This window comes from Pseudomonas sp. F220 (genome assembly GCF_057813935.1).
Genome location: NZ_JBVASJ010000031.1, coordinates 18,027 through 32,483, shown reverse-complemented (window position 1 = coordinate 32,483; position 14,457 = coordinate 18,027). Strand labels below are relative to the sequence as shown.

The following is a 14,457-nucleotide window of genomic DNA, read 5'->3' as shown; positions in this document are numbered from 1 at the left end:
AGTAGAAGTCCTAGTGAGCAGGGCCAAGAAAGGCCAGCCATCGGCGTTCAGCGAGGCGGAACAAGCCGACCAGCGCAAAGGTGACACTCAGGTAGATCAGCGCGGTAATGCCGAACGATTGGAAGGTCAAAAAGGTCGCCGAGTTGGCGTCCCGTGCAACTTTCAAAATATCCGGGATGGTCGCGGTGAAGGCCACGGTGGTCGAGTGCAGCATCAGGATCACTTCGTTGCTGTAGTACGGCAACGAACGGCGCAGGGCCGAGGGCATGATCACATAGGCGTACAACTTCCAGCCGGTCAGGCCATAGGCTTTTGCCGCCTCGACTTCACCGTGGTTCATGCTGCGGATCGCACCGGCGAAAATCTCCGTGGTATACGCGCAGGTGTTCAAGGCGAAGGCCAGGATGGTGCAGTTCATCGCATCGCGAAAGAACGCGTCGAGCACCGGTTGCGCGCGCACTGCGGCGAGGCTGTAGATCCCGGTGTAGCAGATCAGCAATTGGATATAGAGCGGCGTACCGCGGAACAGGTAGGTGTAGAACTGCACCGGCCAGCGTACGTAAAGCTTGGGTGAAACCCGGGCGATGGACAGTGGGATCGACACCAGAAAGCCGATGAAGATCGAGGCGCTGAGCAGCCACAGCGTCATCGCCAGGCCGGTGATGTGGTAGCCATCGCTATAGAGGAAGGGCTTCCAGTAATCCTGCAGTAGTTCAATCATCGTACAGCCTCCCGGGAACCCGCCGCGTAATGCCGTTCTAGCCAACGCAAGACGACGTTTGAGGCACTGGTAACCAGCAGGTAAATCAATGCCGCCAGTACCAGAAAGTAGAACAGTTGATAGGTGCTTTTGCCGGCATCCTGAGCAGCCTTGACCAGATCGGCGAGGCCGATGATCGACACCAGCGCCGTGGCCTTGAGGATCACCATCCAGTTATTGCCGATGCCTGGCAGGGCGAAACGCATCATTTGCGGGAACACCACGAAGCGAAAGCGCTGGGTGCGACTCAAGCCGTAGGCGGTTGCGGCTTCCATCTGCCCGCGAGGTACGGCGAGGATCGCGCCGCGAAAGGTCTCGGTGAAATAGGCGCCGTAGATGAACCCCAGGGTAATGATCCCGGCGCTGAACGGATCGATCTCGATATAGTCCCACTCCAGCGCCACGGTGAGATTGGTCAGCCAGGTTTGCAGGCTGTAGAAAATCAGCAGCATCAGCACCAGATCCGGCACCCCGCGAATCAGCGTGGTGTAGAGCTGAGCCGGAACACGCAACAGCTTGACGCTTGAAAGCTTGGCACTGGCGCCGATCAGGCCGAGCAAAACGCTCAACAACAGCGACAACACCGACAATTTGACGGTCATCCAGGTGCCTTGCATCAGCAGAGGACCGAAACCCTTCAAGCTGAAGGCGGAAAGCCCCAGAGTCTGCAATAGGTTTTCGAACATGGGTCAGGCCTTTGGCAATCAAAAAAAAGCACCCATTTTGAGAATGGGCGCCGGGGCGTTACTTGCCGCTGTAGAGACTCAGATCACCGAAGTGTTTCTTCTGGATCGAGTCGTAAGTGCCGTCATCGTGTAACGCCTTTAGGCCTTTATCGATAAACGCCTTGAGCTCCGTGTTGCCTTTGGCGATACCCACCGCCGTTTTAGCGGGTAACAACTCACTGTCGACCGCCTTGCTGACCTCGAAATCAGCACCTTGTGGCGACTTCAGGAAACCCAGCTTGGCTTGCAGCATGTCCTGGATCGAGGCGTCGAGTCGACCAGAAATCAAGTCAGCGTAAACCTGGTCCTGGTTGGCGTAGGCCTTGGTTTCCACCCCTGCCTTGTCCAACACATTCTTGGCATAGGCCTCCTGAATGGTGCCCTGTTCGTAGCCGACTTTTTTGCCTTTAAGGGATTCTGGATCAATGCCGATACTGGAGCCCTTCTTGTAAACCAGAGAAGTCGGGCCGGAGAACAGCTCATTGGAGAAGTCGATGACTTTCTCGCGGGCGGGAGTCACGGTCATGGAAGAGATCACGCCGTCGAACTTGTTGGCCTTCAGGCCTGGAATCGTACCGTCGAAATCGCTCTCGACCCATTTGCACTTGACCTTCAGCTCGGCACAGATCGCATTGCCCAGATCAATATCGAAACCCACCAGGCTACCGTCAGCCGCTTTGGACTCGAACGGTGCGTAGGAAGGGTCGACCCCAAAACGCAGCTCTTTATATTCTTTGGCCAGCGCTACGCCTGTAGCCATGCATAAAGTCAGTGCAGAAAGGGTCAGCAATGCTTTTTTCATATTCAATTCCCAAAACCGATATGAGCGCTTGTGGCGCATAAGTACTGTTACTGGAACGCGTACGACTCTATGAACGCAGAAATTTCCGAACCAAAATTCCGAACAAGTGTTTTAAAACCACTTGTGCGACAAGACGCCCCATTGACTCTTACGCACATACGCATACTTGTACGTACAAGCATATGCAATCAAACGGCCAACTCGTTGACTGGACGTTCAAAAAAGTCTTTTTAATAGGCAGTAAGCGTCTAGAACAGGGCTTACGAGACGACCAATAAATTATCGAAGATTCTTGAGAAGCGCGTGCGGCTGTTACCGGAGCACCGTTTTACACCGTGCAGGTACGTCCGGTAACAATTTGAGATGGGTAAGTGCGCGCGGAAATACCCCTTGGCAGCTACTCAACATGGGGTCGAATGGTTTCGATCGACAACCGCGCACCGATGGTCGATGCACGTTCACGAATGATTGCCAGTCCTTAGTGGTTCTCTTCCAGCAGGCCGCCTCTCTATCTCACCAGCCCTCACCCCACTCTCCAAATGCATGGAATCGCGCATAACGCGTTCCCCCTGCTTTCCCCTGCCCGTTCTACCTTCCGTCGACTTCCTTTTCGATGAACTTGCAGCTGACGCTTGCATACACAATATTATGGTATACCATCATACGACAAACACATCCCCTCTCTCATACGGAGTCGCTCATGAGTTTCGAAATTCGCAAGATCGTCAGCTACGTGGAAGAAACCTTCATCGAAGGCGGCAAAGCCACTGACACCCCAGTGACCATGGTCGGCCTGGCCGTTGTCATGAAGAACCCATGGCTGGGCCGTGGTTTTGTTGAAGACCTCAAGCCGGAAATTCGTGCCAACTGCTCCGATCTGGGGGCTTTGATGGTCGAGCGTCTGGTGGCCACGATCGGTGGTGCAGACAAGATCGAAGCCTACGGCAAGGCTGCTGTAGTCGGTGCCGACGGCGAGATCGAGCACGCTTCTGCGGTGATCCACACCCTTCGTTTCGGCAACCACTACCGCGAAGCGGTGAACGCCAAGAGTTACTTGAGCTTCACCAACAAGCGCGGTGGCCCGGGCACCTCGATCCAGATTCCGATGATGCACAAGGACGACGAAGGTCTGCGTTCGCACTACATCACCCTGGAAATGCAGATCGAAGACGCGCCGCGCTCGGACGAGATTGTCGTCGTCCTCGGTTGCGCCAACGGCGGTCGCCTGCACCCACGCATCGGCAACCGCTACATCGATCTGGAAGAACTGGCCGCTGAGAAAGCCCAGTAACTCATAAGATTTGCAGGAGCGATCCATGATTCGGCTCAGCGCTGAACTCACCCCGGCCGGCACCAGTTATCTGGCGACCGGCCAAGGCCAACCCGTGGTATTGATCCACGGCGTGGGCCTGAATAAAGAAATGTGGGGCGGCCAGATCGTTGGTCTCGCTCCTCATTACCGGGTTATTGCCTACGACATGCTCGGGCATGGCGCAAGTCCGCGCCCGGCATCGGGTACCGGGCTGCTCGGCTATGCCGATCAGTTACTGGAACTGCTCGAGCATTTACAGCTGCCGCAAGCCACGGTGATCGGTTTTTCCATGGGCGGGCTGGTGGCGCGAGCCTTCGCCTTGCATTACCCGCAGCATTTGCTCGGGCTGGTGGTGCTCAACAGCGTGTTTAACCGAAGCGCCGAACAGCGCGCCGGGGTCATCGAGAGGACCAGTCAGGCTGCCGAACATGGCCCGGATGCGAATGCCGAAGCGGCGCTCTCACGCTGGTTCAGCCGAGAGTATCAGGCGGCCAATCCGGCACAGATCGCGGCGATTCGCCAGACCCTGGCCGGCAATGATCCGCAAGGTTATCTGACCACTTATGAGCTGTTTGCCACCCAGGACATGTACCGCGCCGAGGACCTGGGCAGTATCCAGGTGCCGACGCTGATCGCCACCGGTGAGCTAGACCCGGGTTCGACGCCGCAAATGGCCCAACAACTGGCCGAACGGATTCCCGGCGCGCAAGTTGCCGTGCTCCACGAGCAACGGCATATGATGCCGGTAGAGTCGCCGCGTCTGGTCAATCAGGTGCTGCTGGACTTTCTCAACACGGCGCAAACCCGACAAAATCAAATAAAGGGGATCGTTGCATGACACTCGCACGCTTCCAGATGTGCATCGACGGACAATGGGTCGATGCCCTCTCCGGCAAGACCTTCGAAAGCCTCAATCCGGCACTGGCCCAAGCCTGGGCCGAACTGCCGGATGCTGACGAAGCCGATGTCGAGCGCGCCGTACAGGCTGCGCAAAAGGCTTTCGAAAGCCCGGCCTGGCGCGGTTTGACCGCCACCGCCCGGGGCAAATTACTGCGCCGTCTCGGTGATCTGATCGCCGAGAACAAAGAGCAATTGGCGCAACTGGAAAGCCGCGACAACGGCAAGCTGATCCGCGAGACCCGCGGTCAGGTCAACTACTTGCCCGAGTTCTTCCATTACACCGCAGGCCTTGCCGACAAGCTTGAAGGCGGCACCCTGCCGCTGGACAAGCCCGACCTGTTTGCCTACACCGTGCATGAACCGATGGGCGTGGTCGCCGCGATCATTCCCTGGAACAGCCCGCTGTACCTGACCGCGATCAAACTGGCGCCAGCCCTCGCGGCGGGTAATACCATTGTGATCAAGCCGTCCGAACACGCCTCGGCAACGATCCTCGAACTGGCCCGTCTGGCCCTCGAAGCCGGTATTCCAGCGGGTGTGGTCAACGTCGTCACCGGTTATGGACCCAGCACCGGCGCCGCCCTGACCCGCCACCCACTGGTGCGCAAGATTGCCTTCACCGGCGGCGCGGCTACGGCTCGTCATGTAGTGCGCAGCAGTGCCGAGAACTTTGCCAAGTTGTCGCTGGAACTCGGCGGCAAATCACCGAACATCATCTTCGCCGATGCCGACCTCGACAGCGCGATCAACGGTGCCATCGCCGGCATCTATGCCGCTTCCGGGCAGAGCTGCGTGTCCGGCTCGCGACTGTTGGTGCAGGACGAGATCTACGACGAATTCGTCGAGCGTCTGGTGGAACGCGCCAAGCGCATCCGCATCGGCAACCCGCAGGATGACAGCAGCGAAATGGGCCCAATGGCCACCGCCCAGCAACTGGCTGTGGTCGAAGGTCTGGTGGCCGACGCCATCGCCGAAGGCGCCCATTTGCGCCTGGGTGGCAAGCGTCCGCAAATGGACAGCGACGGCTGGTACTACGAGCCGACCCTGTTCGAATGCGACCGCAATTCGATGAAGATCATGCAGGAAGAGGTCTTCGGCCCGGTCGCTTCGGTGATCCGTTTCAAAGACGAGGCCGAGGCGCTGGCCATCGCCAACGACTCACAGTTCGGCCTCGCGGCAGGCATCTGGACCCGCGACCTGGGCCGTGCCCACCGGCTGGCTCGGGACGTGCGCTCCGGGATCATCTGGGTCAACACCTACCGTGCGGTCTCGGCCATGGCGCCGATCGGCGGTTTCAAGAACAGCGGCTACGGTCGCGAGAGCGGCATCGATTCGGTGCTGGCCTATACCGAACTGAAAACGGTGTGGATCAACCTCTCGTCGGCACCGATGCCCGACCCCTTTGTCATGCGTTGAGGATGACCCGAGATGATCGAACCTGGCATATATAAAGAGGTGATGGCCTCCTTCCCCTCCGGGGTCACGGTGGTCACCACCCTCGACCCTGAGGGCGGCATCGTCGGTATCACCGCCAGCGCCTTCAGTGCGTTGTCGATCGACCCGGCGCTGGTGCTGTTCTGCCCCAACTACGCCTCCGACACCTACCCGATCCTGCGCGACAGCAAACGCTTCGCGATCCATTTGCTCTCGGCAGATCAGCAGGCATTGGCCTACGCCTTCGCCAGCAAAGGCAAGGACAAGACCAAAGGCATCGAATGGCACCTGAGCGAACTGGGCAACCCGTTGCTGGCCGAGGCGACCGCGATCATCGAGTGCGAACTGTGGCGTGAATACGATGGCGGCGATCACGCAATCATCGTTGGTGCAGTGAAGAACCTGATCCTGCCCGAGCAGCCGGTGACGCCGATGATCTATCACCGAGGCAAGCTGGGCCCGCTGCCCACCTTGGCCTGATATTTTTCTTCTGGGCGCAGGTACATGTGGGAGCGAGCCTGCTCGCGATGACGGCGGCACATTCAACATCAATGTGACTGACACACCGCTATCGCGAGCAGGCTCGCTCCCACATAGAGCGCCCCCCACTTTCTTAGGTACCCGCATGAGCCCAGCAGCCTTGCAACTGTTTCGCCAGCAGGCCTACATCGACGGCCAGTGGCTGGATGCACCCGATGGCGTCTGTCAGGACATCTTCAACCCGGCCACGGGTGAAGTGATCGGCCATGTGCCGAACCTCGGCGCCACGCAAGCGCGCGCAGCCATCGCTGCCGCCAATGCCGCATGGCCGGCCTGGCGTGCAAAAACCGCCAAGGAGCGCAGCACCTTGCTCAAGCGCTGGCACGCCTTGATGCTGGATAACGCCGACGCCCTGGCCGAAATCCTCACCTTGGAACAAGGCAAGCCACTGTCCGAAGCCAAGGGTGAAATCCTCTACGCCGCGAGTTTCATCGAGTGGTTCGCCGAGGAAGCCAAACGCATCTACGGCGACACCATTCCGAGCCACAAGGGCGACGCGCGAATCGTCGTCAGCAAAGAACCGATCGGCGTCGTCGCGGCCATCACACCGTGGAACTTCCCGGCGGCGATGATCACCCGTAAGGCCGGCCCGGCATTGGCGGCCGGTTGCCCGTGCATCGTTAAACCGGCACCGGAAACGCCGTTCTCGGCACTGGCCATGGCCGCTCTGGCGGAACAGGCCGGTATTCCACCAGGCATCTTCAATGTGATTACGGGCGATGCGGTGGCGATTGGCGCCGAGCTGACCGGCAGTCCCGAGGTGCGCAAGCTGTCCTTCACGGGTTCCACGGCCATTGGCAAACTGCTGATGGCCCAATGCGCCTCGACACTGAAGAAAGTCTCGCTGGAGCTGGGCGGCAACGCGCCGTTCATTGTGTTCGACGATGCTGATCTGGAGCGCGCGGTTGAAGGAGCCTTGATCGCCAAGTTCCGTAACGCCGGCCAGACCTGCGTCTGCGTCAATCGCTTCCTGGTGCAGGACGGTATCCACGATGCCTTCCTCGCCCGCCTCGCCGAGCGTGTAGGCGAACTGAAAGTCGGCGACGGTTTCGAGGCAGGCGTCAGCCAGGGCCCGCTGATCAACGAGCGCGCGGTGGCCAAAGTCGAGGACCATGTGCAGGACGCTCTGGCCAAAGGCGCGCGGCTGCTGTGTGGCGGCGAAAGGCATGCCTTGGGCCATGGTTTCTTTCAGCCCACGGTGCTCGCTGATTTGACCCCTCAGATGAAAGTCGCCAGCGAGGAAACCTTCGGCCCGCTGGCAGCGGTGTTCCGTTTCACCAGCGAAAGCGACGCGTTGCGTATGGCCAATGACACCGAGTTCGGTCTCGCCGCCTATTGCTACACCCGTGATCTGGGCCGTGCGTGGCGCATGAGCGAAGGTCTGGAGTACGGCATGGTCGGCATCAACGAAGGGCTGATTTCCACTGAAGTCGCGCCCTTTGGCGGGATCAAATCCTCGGGCCTGGGCCGTGAAGGTTCGAAGTACGGCATCGACGATTACCTTGAACTCAAATACACCCTGATGGGCGGACTTTGATCCGGCAGGACCGATCCAACATGAGTGATCTGACATGAACAACGAAAAATACCAGAAAGGCCTGGCCATCCGCACTCAGGTGCTGGGCCAGGAGTATGTGAACAAATCGATCGAGAACGCCGACGACTTCACCCGTCCGCTGCAGGAAATGGTCACCGAGTACTGCTGGGGCCACGTCTGGGGCCGCGAGGGCTTGTCGCTTAAAGAACGCAGCATGATAAACTTGGCCATGATTTCGGCGCTCAACCGGCCACACGAACTCAAGCTGCATGTACGCGGCGCCTTGCGTAACGGTCTGAGTCGTGAACAAATACGAGAGATCCTGCTTCAGGTAGGTATCTACTGCGGTGTTCCCGCAGCCGTAGACAGTTTCCGTCTCGCCCGTGAAGCATTCGCCGAAGCCGACGCCGAGGCATCCAGTTAACTACTGGCTGTTTGATTTGACCGGAGCACTGATGATCGAAGCGATCAAAGTGCTCTTTTTGCATGGACAGCCACACTCAGAGCGGACCCGATGAAACGCCTGCCACTTGACGACAGCTTCAAGGTCAATCGCAACCCTATTACCCTGCGCGAAATCGTGCTGGATAAACTGCGAAGCGCCATCATGAACTTCCAGCTTCTGCCGGGAGACCGTCTGGTCGAGCGGGATCTCTGCGATCGTCTGGGCGTCAGCCGCACCTCCGTTCGTGAAGCCCTGCGCCACCTGGAATCCGAAGGCCTGGTGGAGTTCGCCGATGCCAAGGGCCCGAGCGTCGCCATCATCACCCTGGAAGACGCCTGCGATATCTACGAGCTGCGTTGCGTGCTCGAAGGCCTGATCGTGCAGTTGTTCACCCTGCGGGCCAAGGCCAAAGATATTCGTGCCCTGGAAAAAGCCCTCGAGGAAAACCGCAAGGCCCTCAAGGACGGCGAACTGCAACAAGTGCTCGACTCGGTACAAGGCTTCTACGATGTACTGCTGGAAGGTTCGGGCAACCACATCGCGGCCACCCAGCTACGCCAGTTGCAGGCACGCATCAGCTACTTGCGCGCCACCTCGGTGTCCCAGGAAAACCGCCGTAGCGTCAGCAACCAGGAAATGGAACGCATCGTCGAGGCGATCAAGAGCGGCGATCCACTGGCGGCGCATCAGGCCTCGGTCGATCACGTCCGTGCCGCCGCGAAGGTCGCACTGGACTACCTCAAGCTCAAGCAGAACGAGACTGACAAGGTGCGTGACATCGTCGCACCGATCGTTCTCAAAGAACCGCGCATAGGTCGCTGACATGCCCATCCCGCGCTTTTGCCCGCAATGCGGTAGCGGTGACCTCGGTCACCAGCAACCGCAGGGCGATACCCATGAGCGCTTGATGTGCCGCGGCTGCGGTTACATCCACTACGTCAATCCGAAGATCATTGCCGGCTGCATCATCGAGCAGGACGGCAAGTACCTGCTGTGCCAGCGCGCGATCCCGCCGCGCCCCGGTACCTGGACCCTGCCCGCCGGCTTCATGGAAAGTGGCGAAACCACCGAGCAGGGAGCCCTGCGCGAAGTCTGGGAAGAAACCGGAGTGCGCGCGGAAATCGTCTCGCCCTACTCGATCTTCAGCGTGCCGCAGATCAGCGAGGTCTACATTATCTTCCGCGCCATCGCCATGGAGGACACTGGCCAATACGGCCCGGAAACCCTCGACTGTCGATTTTTTGCGCCCGAAGACATTCCTTGGGACAGCATCTACTACCCCGCCATCCGGCAGATCCTCGAACGCTATATAGAGGAACGCCAGGCGGGCGTCTACGGCATCTACATGGGCAACGATGACAGCGGCAAAATCCACTTCATCCGCTGACCAAACAACCAAACCTCAGGCTTCAACCCCTTCGACAATGATCACTTCAGCCTTGGCTGCGCCCTGGCGGTACTGGCACGCCTGCTGATATTCCGGCGAGCGATAGCACGCCAGCGCCTGCTCGTATGACGCAAATTCGATCACCACGCTGCGTTGCGGCGTCGCCCTGCCCTCCATCGCCTCGGAACGCCCGCCACGGGCCAGCAGCTTGCCGCCATACAACGCGAAGGCTGCGGGTGCGCGCTGGGTGTATTGAACGTATTGATCAGGGTCGGTGACATCGACATGTGCAATCCAGTAAGCCTTCATTACGACCTCGTCATTTCGGTTTATTTTGTATTATGGTATACCATAAACACAAACCTTCAACCATTCGCGACACAGAGAGCCCGAGCATGGCCTTCAACAGCATCGAAGAACTCATCGAAGATTACCGTCAAGGCAAGATGGTCCTGTTAGTTGACGATGAAGACAGAGAAAACGAAGGCGACCTGCTGCTCGCCGCAGACCGCTGCAACGCCCAGGCAATCAGTTTCATGGCCCGCGAAGCACGGGGCCTGATCTGCCTCACGCTGACCGACGAACACTGTCAGCGCCTGGGCCTGGAGCAGATGGTACCGAGCAATGGCAGCGCGTTTAGTACCGCTTTCACCGTGTCCATCGAGGCCGCTACCGGGGTCACGACCGGCATCTCCGCCGCCGACCGTGCCCGCACCGTCGAGGCCGCCGTTGCGGCCACTGCCACCGCGCAAGACCTGGTGCAACCGGGGCATATCTTCCCGCTGCGCGCCAAGGAAGGCGGCGTGCTGACCCGCGCCGGGCATACCGAGGCTGGCTGCGATCTGGCGCGCCTGGCCGGTTTCACCCCGGCCTCGGTGATCGTTGAAGTGATGAACGATGACGGCACCATGGCCAGGCGACCTGATCTGGAAATATTTGCGGCTCGCCACGGCATCAAGATCGGCACCATCGCCGACCTGATCCATTACCGGCTTAGCACCGAGCACACTGTGACCCGCATCGGCGAGCGCGAACTACCCACCGTTCACGGGACGTTCCGGCTGATCAGCTATGAGGACAAGATCGAAGGCGGCGTGCACATGGCCATGGTCATGGGCGATATCCGCCGAGAAGACCCGACGCTGGTCCGCGTGCATGTGATTGATCCGCTACGCGATCTGGTGGGTGCCGAATACACCGGACCGTCGAACTGGACGTTGTGGGCAGCACTGCAAAAAGTCGCCGAAGAAGGTCGCGGCGTCGTGGTGGTGCTGGCCAATCACGAGTCCTCCCAGGCGCTGCTTGAGCGGATCCCACAGTTGATCCAACCGCCTCGGCAATACACCCGCTCGCAATCGCGGATCTACTCCGAAGTCGGTACCGGGGCACAGATTCTACAAGACATCGGCGTCGGCAAACTGCGCCATCTGGGGCCGCCGCTCAAATATGCCGGCTTGACCGGGTACAACCTGGAAGTGGTGGAGAGCATTCCGTTTACCGGCTGACGCCCTACCCCAATCCCAATGTAGGAGCGAGCTTGCTCGCGATGGACGTTAACGATAACGCGCGTTTTCTGAAAAAACGCGGCGCCCTTGAGTCCATCGCGAGCAAGCTCGCTCCTACAAGGGTTTTGCGTACACCTGATGCACAAAATATCGCCATCTGCTGACAATTGGTAAGGTGAAGCTCTTGCAGAAAGTTTGGAATACCATAATATGATATTCCATAGACCGGACGATTTATCCCCTGTGATGGACCTACTGCTCCCGATAGGCGGGCGTCAACAGCCCGCTCAAAAACACAACAAATGAGGGCGTAAAAATGGTGTTGAATAAACGTGCAACCGCGTTACTCGCTGCAGGCTTTCTGGCGGTTACCTGCACTGCAGCCAATGCGACTGACAGCATGAGCTTCGTTAGTTGGGGCGGCTCCACCCAGGATGCGCAAAAGCAGGCTTGGGCCGACCCTTTCAGCAAAGCCAGCGGGATCAAGGTGGTCCAGGACGGTCCAACCGACTACGGCAAACTCAAGGCCATGGTCGAAAGCGGTAACGTGCAATGGGACGTGGTCGATGTCGAAGCCGATTTCGCCTTGCGCGCAGCGGCTGAAGGTTTACTCGAACCACTGGACTTCAACGTTATCCAGCGCGACAAGCTCGACCCGCGCTTCGTCTCCGATCACGGCGTCGGCTCGTTCTTCTTCTCCTTCGTCCTCGGCTACAACCAGAGCAAGCTGGGCGCCAGCGCTCCGGAAAACTGGACCGCGCTGTTCGACACCAAAACCTTCCCGGGTAAACGCGCACTGTACAAGTGGCCGAGCCCAGGCGTGCTTGAGCTGGCCCTGCTGGCCGACGGCGTTCCAGCCGACAAGCTCTACCCACTGGATCTGGATCGCGCGTTCAAGAAGCTCGACACCATCAAGAAAGACATCGTCTGGTGGGGCGGCGGCGCGCAATCCCAGCAACTGCTAGCCTCTGGTGAAGCCAGTCTCGGTCAGTTCTGGAACGGCCGGGTGCATGCCCTGCAAGAAGATGGCGCACCGGTCGGTGTGAGCTGGAAACAGAACCTGGTCATGGCGGATTTTCTGGTCATCCCCAAAGGCTCGAAAAACAAGGATGCGGCCATGCGCTTCCTGGCCAACTCCAGCTCCGCCAAAGGCCAGGCCGACTTCTCCAACCTGACCGCCTATGCGCCGATCAACACCGATAGCGTGCAACGCCTGGACTCAGTACTGGCACCGAACCTGCCAACTGCCTACGCTAAGGATCAGATCACTCTCGACTTCGCGTACTGGGCCAAGAATGGTCAGACCATCGCGACACGGTGGAACGAATGGCTGCTCAAATGAAAATGACGGCCACTGCGTCCCGTCAATCCAATCCGGTCGGGGGCGCCACTGGCGCCGCCGTCCCGGCTCCAGCCAAGGCGGCGGTAATGAAGCGTTCCGCTCCACTGACCCAACGTTGGCGCGGTGCCAGCAACCTGCTGCCGGCACTGCTGTTCCTGGGTCTGTTCTTCTTCGCGCCGCTGATCAGCCTGCTGCTGCGCGGGGTTCTCGAACCAACGCCGGGGTTGGGCAACTATGCCGAGCTGTTCGCCAACTCGGCGTATGCCCACGTGCTGTTCAACACCTTCGCGGTAGCCGGTCTGGTCACCGTGTTCAGTCTGCTATTGGGCTTTCCATTGGCTTGGGCGATCACCCTGGTCCCGAGTGGCTGGGGCCGCTGGATACTCAATATTGTCTTGCTGTCGATGTGGACCAGTCTGTTGGCGCGCACCTATTCCTGGCTGGTACTGCTGCAGGCTTCAGGGGTGATCAACAAGGCCTTGATGGCCATGGGCATCATCGATCAACCGCTGGAGATGGTGCATAACCTGACCGGTGTGGTGATCGGCATGAGCTACATCATGATTCCGTTCATCGTCCTGCCGCTGCAGGCGACCATGCAAGCGATTGATCCGATGGTGTTGCAGGCCGGTTCCATCTGCGGCGCCAGCCCGTGGAGCAATTTCTTCCGGGTGTTCCTGCCGCTGTGTCGGCCTGGGCTGTTCTCCGGCGGATTGATGGTGTTCGTTATGTCTCTGGGCTACTACGTCACCCCGGCACTGCTCGGCGGTGCGCAGAACATGATGCTGCCGGAATTCATCATCCAGCAGGTGCAATCGTTCCTCAACTGGGGCCTGGCCAGCGCGGGCGCAGCCTTGCTGATCCTGATCACCCTGGTGCTGTTCTACTTCTACCTGAAGCTGCAACCGGAATCCCCGGTCGGCTCCAGCAACTCGAGGTAAGCCATCATGTTATTGACCTCCAATGCCATGAGCCGGCGCATGCGTTTTAGCCTTTACCTCACCACCGGGGTTATCGCGCTGTTCCTGTTGCTGCCCATCGTGTTCATCGTGCTGCTGTCATTCGGTTCCTCTCAGTGGCTGGTGTTCCCGCCGCCGGGCTGGACGCTGAAGTGGTACACGCAATTCTTTTCCAATGCCGACTGGATGGATGCAGCCTTTGCCAGCCTCAAGGTCGCGATCCTGACCACCATCTTTGCCGTGGCGCTGGGCTTGCCGACCGCTTTCGCCCTGGTGCGTGGACGCTTCCGCGGACGGGAGATGCTGTATGGCCTGTTCACCCTGCCGATGATCGTGCCACTGGTGATCATCGCGGTGGCGGTGTACGCGTTGTTCCTCAAACTCGGCTACACCGGGACGATGTTCGCCTTTGTGGTCAGCCATGTAATCGTCGCGTTGCCGTTCACCATTATCTCGATCATCAACTCGCTGAAACTGTTCGATCAGTCGATCGAGGATGCCGCAGTGATTTGTGGTGCCTCACGCCTGCAAGCGGTGTTCAAGGTGACCTTTCCGGCGATCCGCCCAGGCATGGTCGCCGGTGCGCTGTTCGCCTTTCTGGTGTCGTGGGATGAGGTGGTCCTCAGCGTGATGATGGCCAGCCCGACCCTGCAAACCTTGCCCGTAAAAATGTGGACCACCTTGCGTCAGGACCTGACCCCAGTGATCGCCGTCGCCTCGACGCTGCTGATCGCGCTGTCGGTACTGGTCATGGTGATCGCCGCCGCTGTGCGCCGGCGCAACGAAGTCAGCGCTTGAGCGCCTGGGAG

General features: G+C 59.3%; 16 protein-coding genes. 12 read left to right on the top strand and 4 right to left on the bottom strand.

What is annotated here, in order from left to right; all coding sequences use genetic code 11:
• Positions 1–10 precede the first annotated feature (10 nt).
• From ACZYSM_RS22175 to ACZYSM_RS22165, 3 genes are read right to left on the bottom strand one after another with little or no spacing between them, the layout of a single operon-like run.
• Positions 11–721, bottom strand: coding sequence for an ABC transporter permease (locus ACZYSM_RS22175; RefSeq protein ID WP_489074606.1), 711 nt, complete (start codon positions 719–721; stop codon positions 11–13).
• A complete protein-coding gene (locus ACZYSM_RS22170) occupies positions 718–1,446 on the bottom strand; it encodes an ABC transporter permease (protein WP_489074604.1) in 729 nt (242 codons plus the stop codon). The genes ACZYSM_RS22175 and ACZYSM_RS22170 overlap by 4 nt, the downstream gene beginning before the upstream one ends.
• A gap of 58 nt (positions 1,447–1,504) precedes the next feature.
• On the bottom strand, positions 1,505–2,287 hold the full coding sequence (locus ACZYSM_RS22165) for a transporter substrate-binding domain-containing protein (protein ID WP_489074602.1): 783 nt from the start codon (positions 2,285–2,287) through the stop codon (positions 1,505–1,507).
• A gap of 700 nt (positions 2,288–2,987) precedes the next feature.
• Here ACZYSM_RS22165 and ACZYSM_RS22160 point away from each other — a divergent pair.
• From ACZYSM_RS22160 to ACZYSM_RS22125, 8 genes are all read left to right on the top strand, one after another.
• Positions 2,988–3,578, top strand: a complete 591-nt coding sequence (locus ACZYSM_RS22160; RefSeq protein WP_489074600.1) for an amino acid synthesis family protein — start codon at positions 2,988–2,990, stop codon at positions 3,576–3,578.
• Between the two features lie 25 nt (positions 3,579–3,603).
• Positions 3,604–4,437, top strand: coding sequence for an alpha/beta fold hydrolase (locus ACZYSM_RS22155; protein ID WP_489074598.1), 834 nt, complete (start codon positions 3,604–3,606; stop codon positions 4,435–4,437).
• The gene (locus ACZYSM_RS22150; protein ID WP_489074596.1) at positions 4,434–5,915 is read left to right on the top strand and encodes an aldehyde dehydrogenase; all 1,482 of its coding nucleotides are present in this window, start codon (positions 4,434–4,436) and stop codon (positions 5,913–5,915) included. Before ACZYSM_RS22155 ends, ACZYSM_RS22150 begins: the two co-directional genes overlap by 4 nt.
• Before the next feature lie 12 nt (positions 5,916–5,927).
• Complete coding sequence (locus ACZYSM_RS22145; protein ID WP_489074594.1) at positions 5,928–6,413, top strand: flavin reductase family protein; 486 nt, start codon at positions 5,928–5,930, stop codon at positions 6,411–6,413.
• Positions 6,414–6,558: 145 nt separating this feature from the next.
• Positions 6,559–8,010 (top strand): NAD-dependent succinate-semialdehyde dehydrogenase, encoded by a 1,452-nt coding sequence (locus ACZYSM_RS22140; protein ID WP_489074592.1) that lies wholly within the window; start codon positions 6,559–6,561, stop codon positions 8,008–8,010.
• 34 nt (positions 8,011–8,044) lie between these two features.
• Entirely contained in the window at positions 8,045–8,434 is a 390-nt protein-coding gene (locus ACZYSM_RS22135) for a carboxymuconolactone decarboxylase family protein (RefSeq protein WP_489074590.1), read from the top strand.
• A 90-nt stretch (positions 8,435–8,524) separates the two neighbouring features.
• Positions 8,525–9,277, top strand: a complete 753-nt coding sequence (locus tag ACZYSM_RS22130; RefSeq protein WP_489074588.1) for a GntR family transcriptional regulator — start codon at positions 8,525–8,527, stop codon at positions 9,275–9,277.
• Position 9,278: 1 nt separating this feature from the next.
• A complete protein-coding gene (locus ACZYSM_RS22125) occupies positions 9,279–9,842 on the top strand; it encodes an NUDIX hydrolase (RefSeq protein WP_489074586.1) in 564 nt (187 codons plus the stop codon).
• A 15-nt stretch (positions 9,843–9,857) separates the two neighbouring features.
• Here ACZYSM_RS22125 and ACZYSM_RS22120 read toward each other — a convergent pair whose 3' ends face one another.
• Positions 9,858–10,151, bottom strand: a complete 294-nt coding sequence (locus tag ACZYSM_RS22120) for a DUF1330 domain-containing protein (RefSeq protein ID WP_489074584.1) — start codon at positions 10,149–10,151, stop codon at positions 9,858–9,860.
• An 86-nt stretch (positions 10,152–10,237) separates the two neighbouring features.
• On the opposite strand from ACZYSM_RS22120, the gene ribBA reads away from it, so the two are divergent.
• From ribBA to ACZYSM_RS22100, 4 genes are all read left to right on the top strand, one after another.
• Entirely contained in the window at positions 10,238–11,347 is a 1,110-nt protein-coding gene (ribBA, locus tag ACZYSM_RS22115) for a bifunctional 3,4-dihydroxy-2-butanone-4-phosphate synthase/GTP cyclohydrolase II (protein WP_489074582.1), read from the top strand.
• Between the two features lie 316 nt (positions 11,348–11,663).
• Positions 11,664–12,689 carry an ABC transporter substrate-binding protein gene (locus ACZYSM_RS22110; RefSeq protein ID WP_489074580.1) on the top strand — a complete coding sequence of 342 codons (1,026 nt, stop codon included), beginning with the start codon at positions 11,664–11,666 and terminating at the stop codon, positions 12,687–12,689.
• Positions 12,686–13,630 (top strand): ABC transporter permease, encoded by a 945-nt coding sequence (locus tag ACZYSM_RS22105; protein WP_489074699.1) that lies wholly within the window; start codon positions 12,686–12,688, stop codon positions 13,628–13,630. Before ACZYSM_RS22110 ends, ACZYSM_RS22105 begins: the two co-directional genes overlap by 4 nt.
• 6 nt (positions 13,631–13,636) lie before the next feature.
• Positions 13,637–14,446: an ABC transporter permease gene (locus tag ACZYSM_RS22100; RefSeq protein WP_489074578.1), complete on the top strand. Its 810-nt coding sequence runs from the start codon at positions 13,637–13,639 to the stop codon at positions 14,444–14,446.
• Positions 14,447–14,457: the final 11 nt, after the last annotated feature.

Excerpts from the sequence above, each read along its gene's own strand:
- ACZYSM_RS22170 (WP_489074604.1), bottom strand. The coding sequence starts at position 1,446 with ATGTTCGAAAACCTATTGCAGACTCTGGGGCTTTCCGCCTTCAGCTTG.
- ACZYSM_RS22135 (WP_489074590.1), top strand. The coding sequence starts at position 8,045 with ATGAACAACGAAAAATACCAGAAAGGCCTGGCCATCCGCACTCAGGTG.
- ACZYSM_RS22165 (WP_489074602.1), bottom strand. The coding sequence starts at position 2,287 with ATGAAAAAAGCATTGCTGACCCTTTCTGCACTGACTTTATGCATGGCT.
- ACZYSM_RS22100 (WP_489074578.1), top strand. The coding sequence starts at position 13,637 with ATGTTATTGACCTCCAATGCCATGAGCCGGCGCATGCGTTTTAGCCTT.
- ACZYSM_RS22140 (WP_489074592.1), top strand. The coding sequence starts at position 6,559 with ATGAGCCCAGCAGCCTTGCAACTGTTTCGCCAGCAGGCCTACATCGAC.
- ACZYSM_RS22130 (WP_489074588.1), top strand. The coding sequence starts at position 8,525 with ATGAAACGCCTGCCACTTGACGACAGCTTCAAGGTCAATCGCAACCCT.
- ACZYSM_RS22150 (WP_489074596.1), top strand. The coding sequence starts at position 4,434 with ATGACACTCGCACGCTTCCAGATGTGCATCGACGGACAATGGGTCGAT.
- ribBA (WP_489074582.1), top strand. The coding sequence starts at position 10,238 with ATGGCCTTCAACAGCATCGAAGAACTCATCGAAGATTACCGTCAAGGC.
- ACZYSM_RS22120 (WP_489074584.1), bottom strand. The coding sequence starts at position 10,151 with ATGAAGGCTTACTGGATTGCACATGTCGATGTCACCGACCCTGATCAA.
- ACZYSM_RS22155 (WP_489074598.1), top strand. The coding sequence starts at position 3,604 with ATGATTCGGCTCAGCGCTGAACTCACCCCGGCCGGCACCAGTTATCTG.
- ACZYSM_RS22175 (WP_489074606.1), bottom strand. The coding sequence starts at position 721 with ATGATTGAACTACTGCAGGATTACTGGAAGCCCTTCCTCTATAGCGAT.
- ACZYSM_RS22105 (WP_489074699.1), top strand. The coding sequence starts at position 12,686 with ATGAAAATGACGGCCACTGCGTCCCGTCAATCCAATCCGGTCGGGGGC.
- ACZYSM_RS22160 (WP_489074600.1), top strand. The coding sequence starts at position 2,988 with ATGAGTTTCGAAATTCGCAAGATCGTCAGCTACGTGGAAGAAACCTTC.
- ACZYSM_RS22125 (WP_489074586.1), top strand. The coding sequence starts at position 9,279 with ATGCCCATCCCGCGCTTTTGCCCGCAATGCGGTAGCGGTGACCTCGGT.
- ACZYSM_RS22110 (WP_489074580.1), top strand. The coding sequence starts at position 11,664 with ATGGTGTTGAATAAACGTGCAACCGCGTTACTCGCTGCAGGCTTTCTG.
- ACZYSM_RS22145 (WP_489074594.1), top strand. The coding sequence starts at position 5,928 with ATGATCGAACCTGGCATATATAAAGAGGTGATGGCCTCCTTCCCCTCC.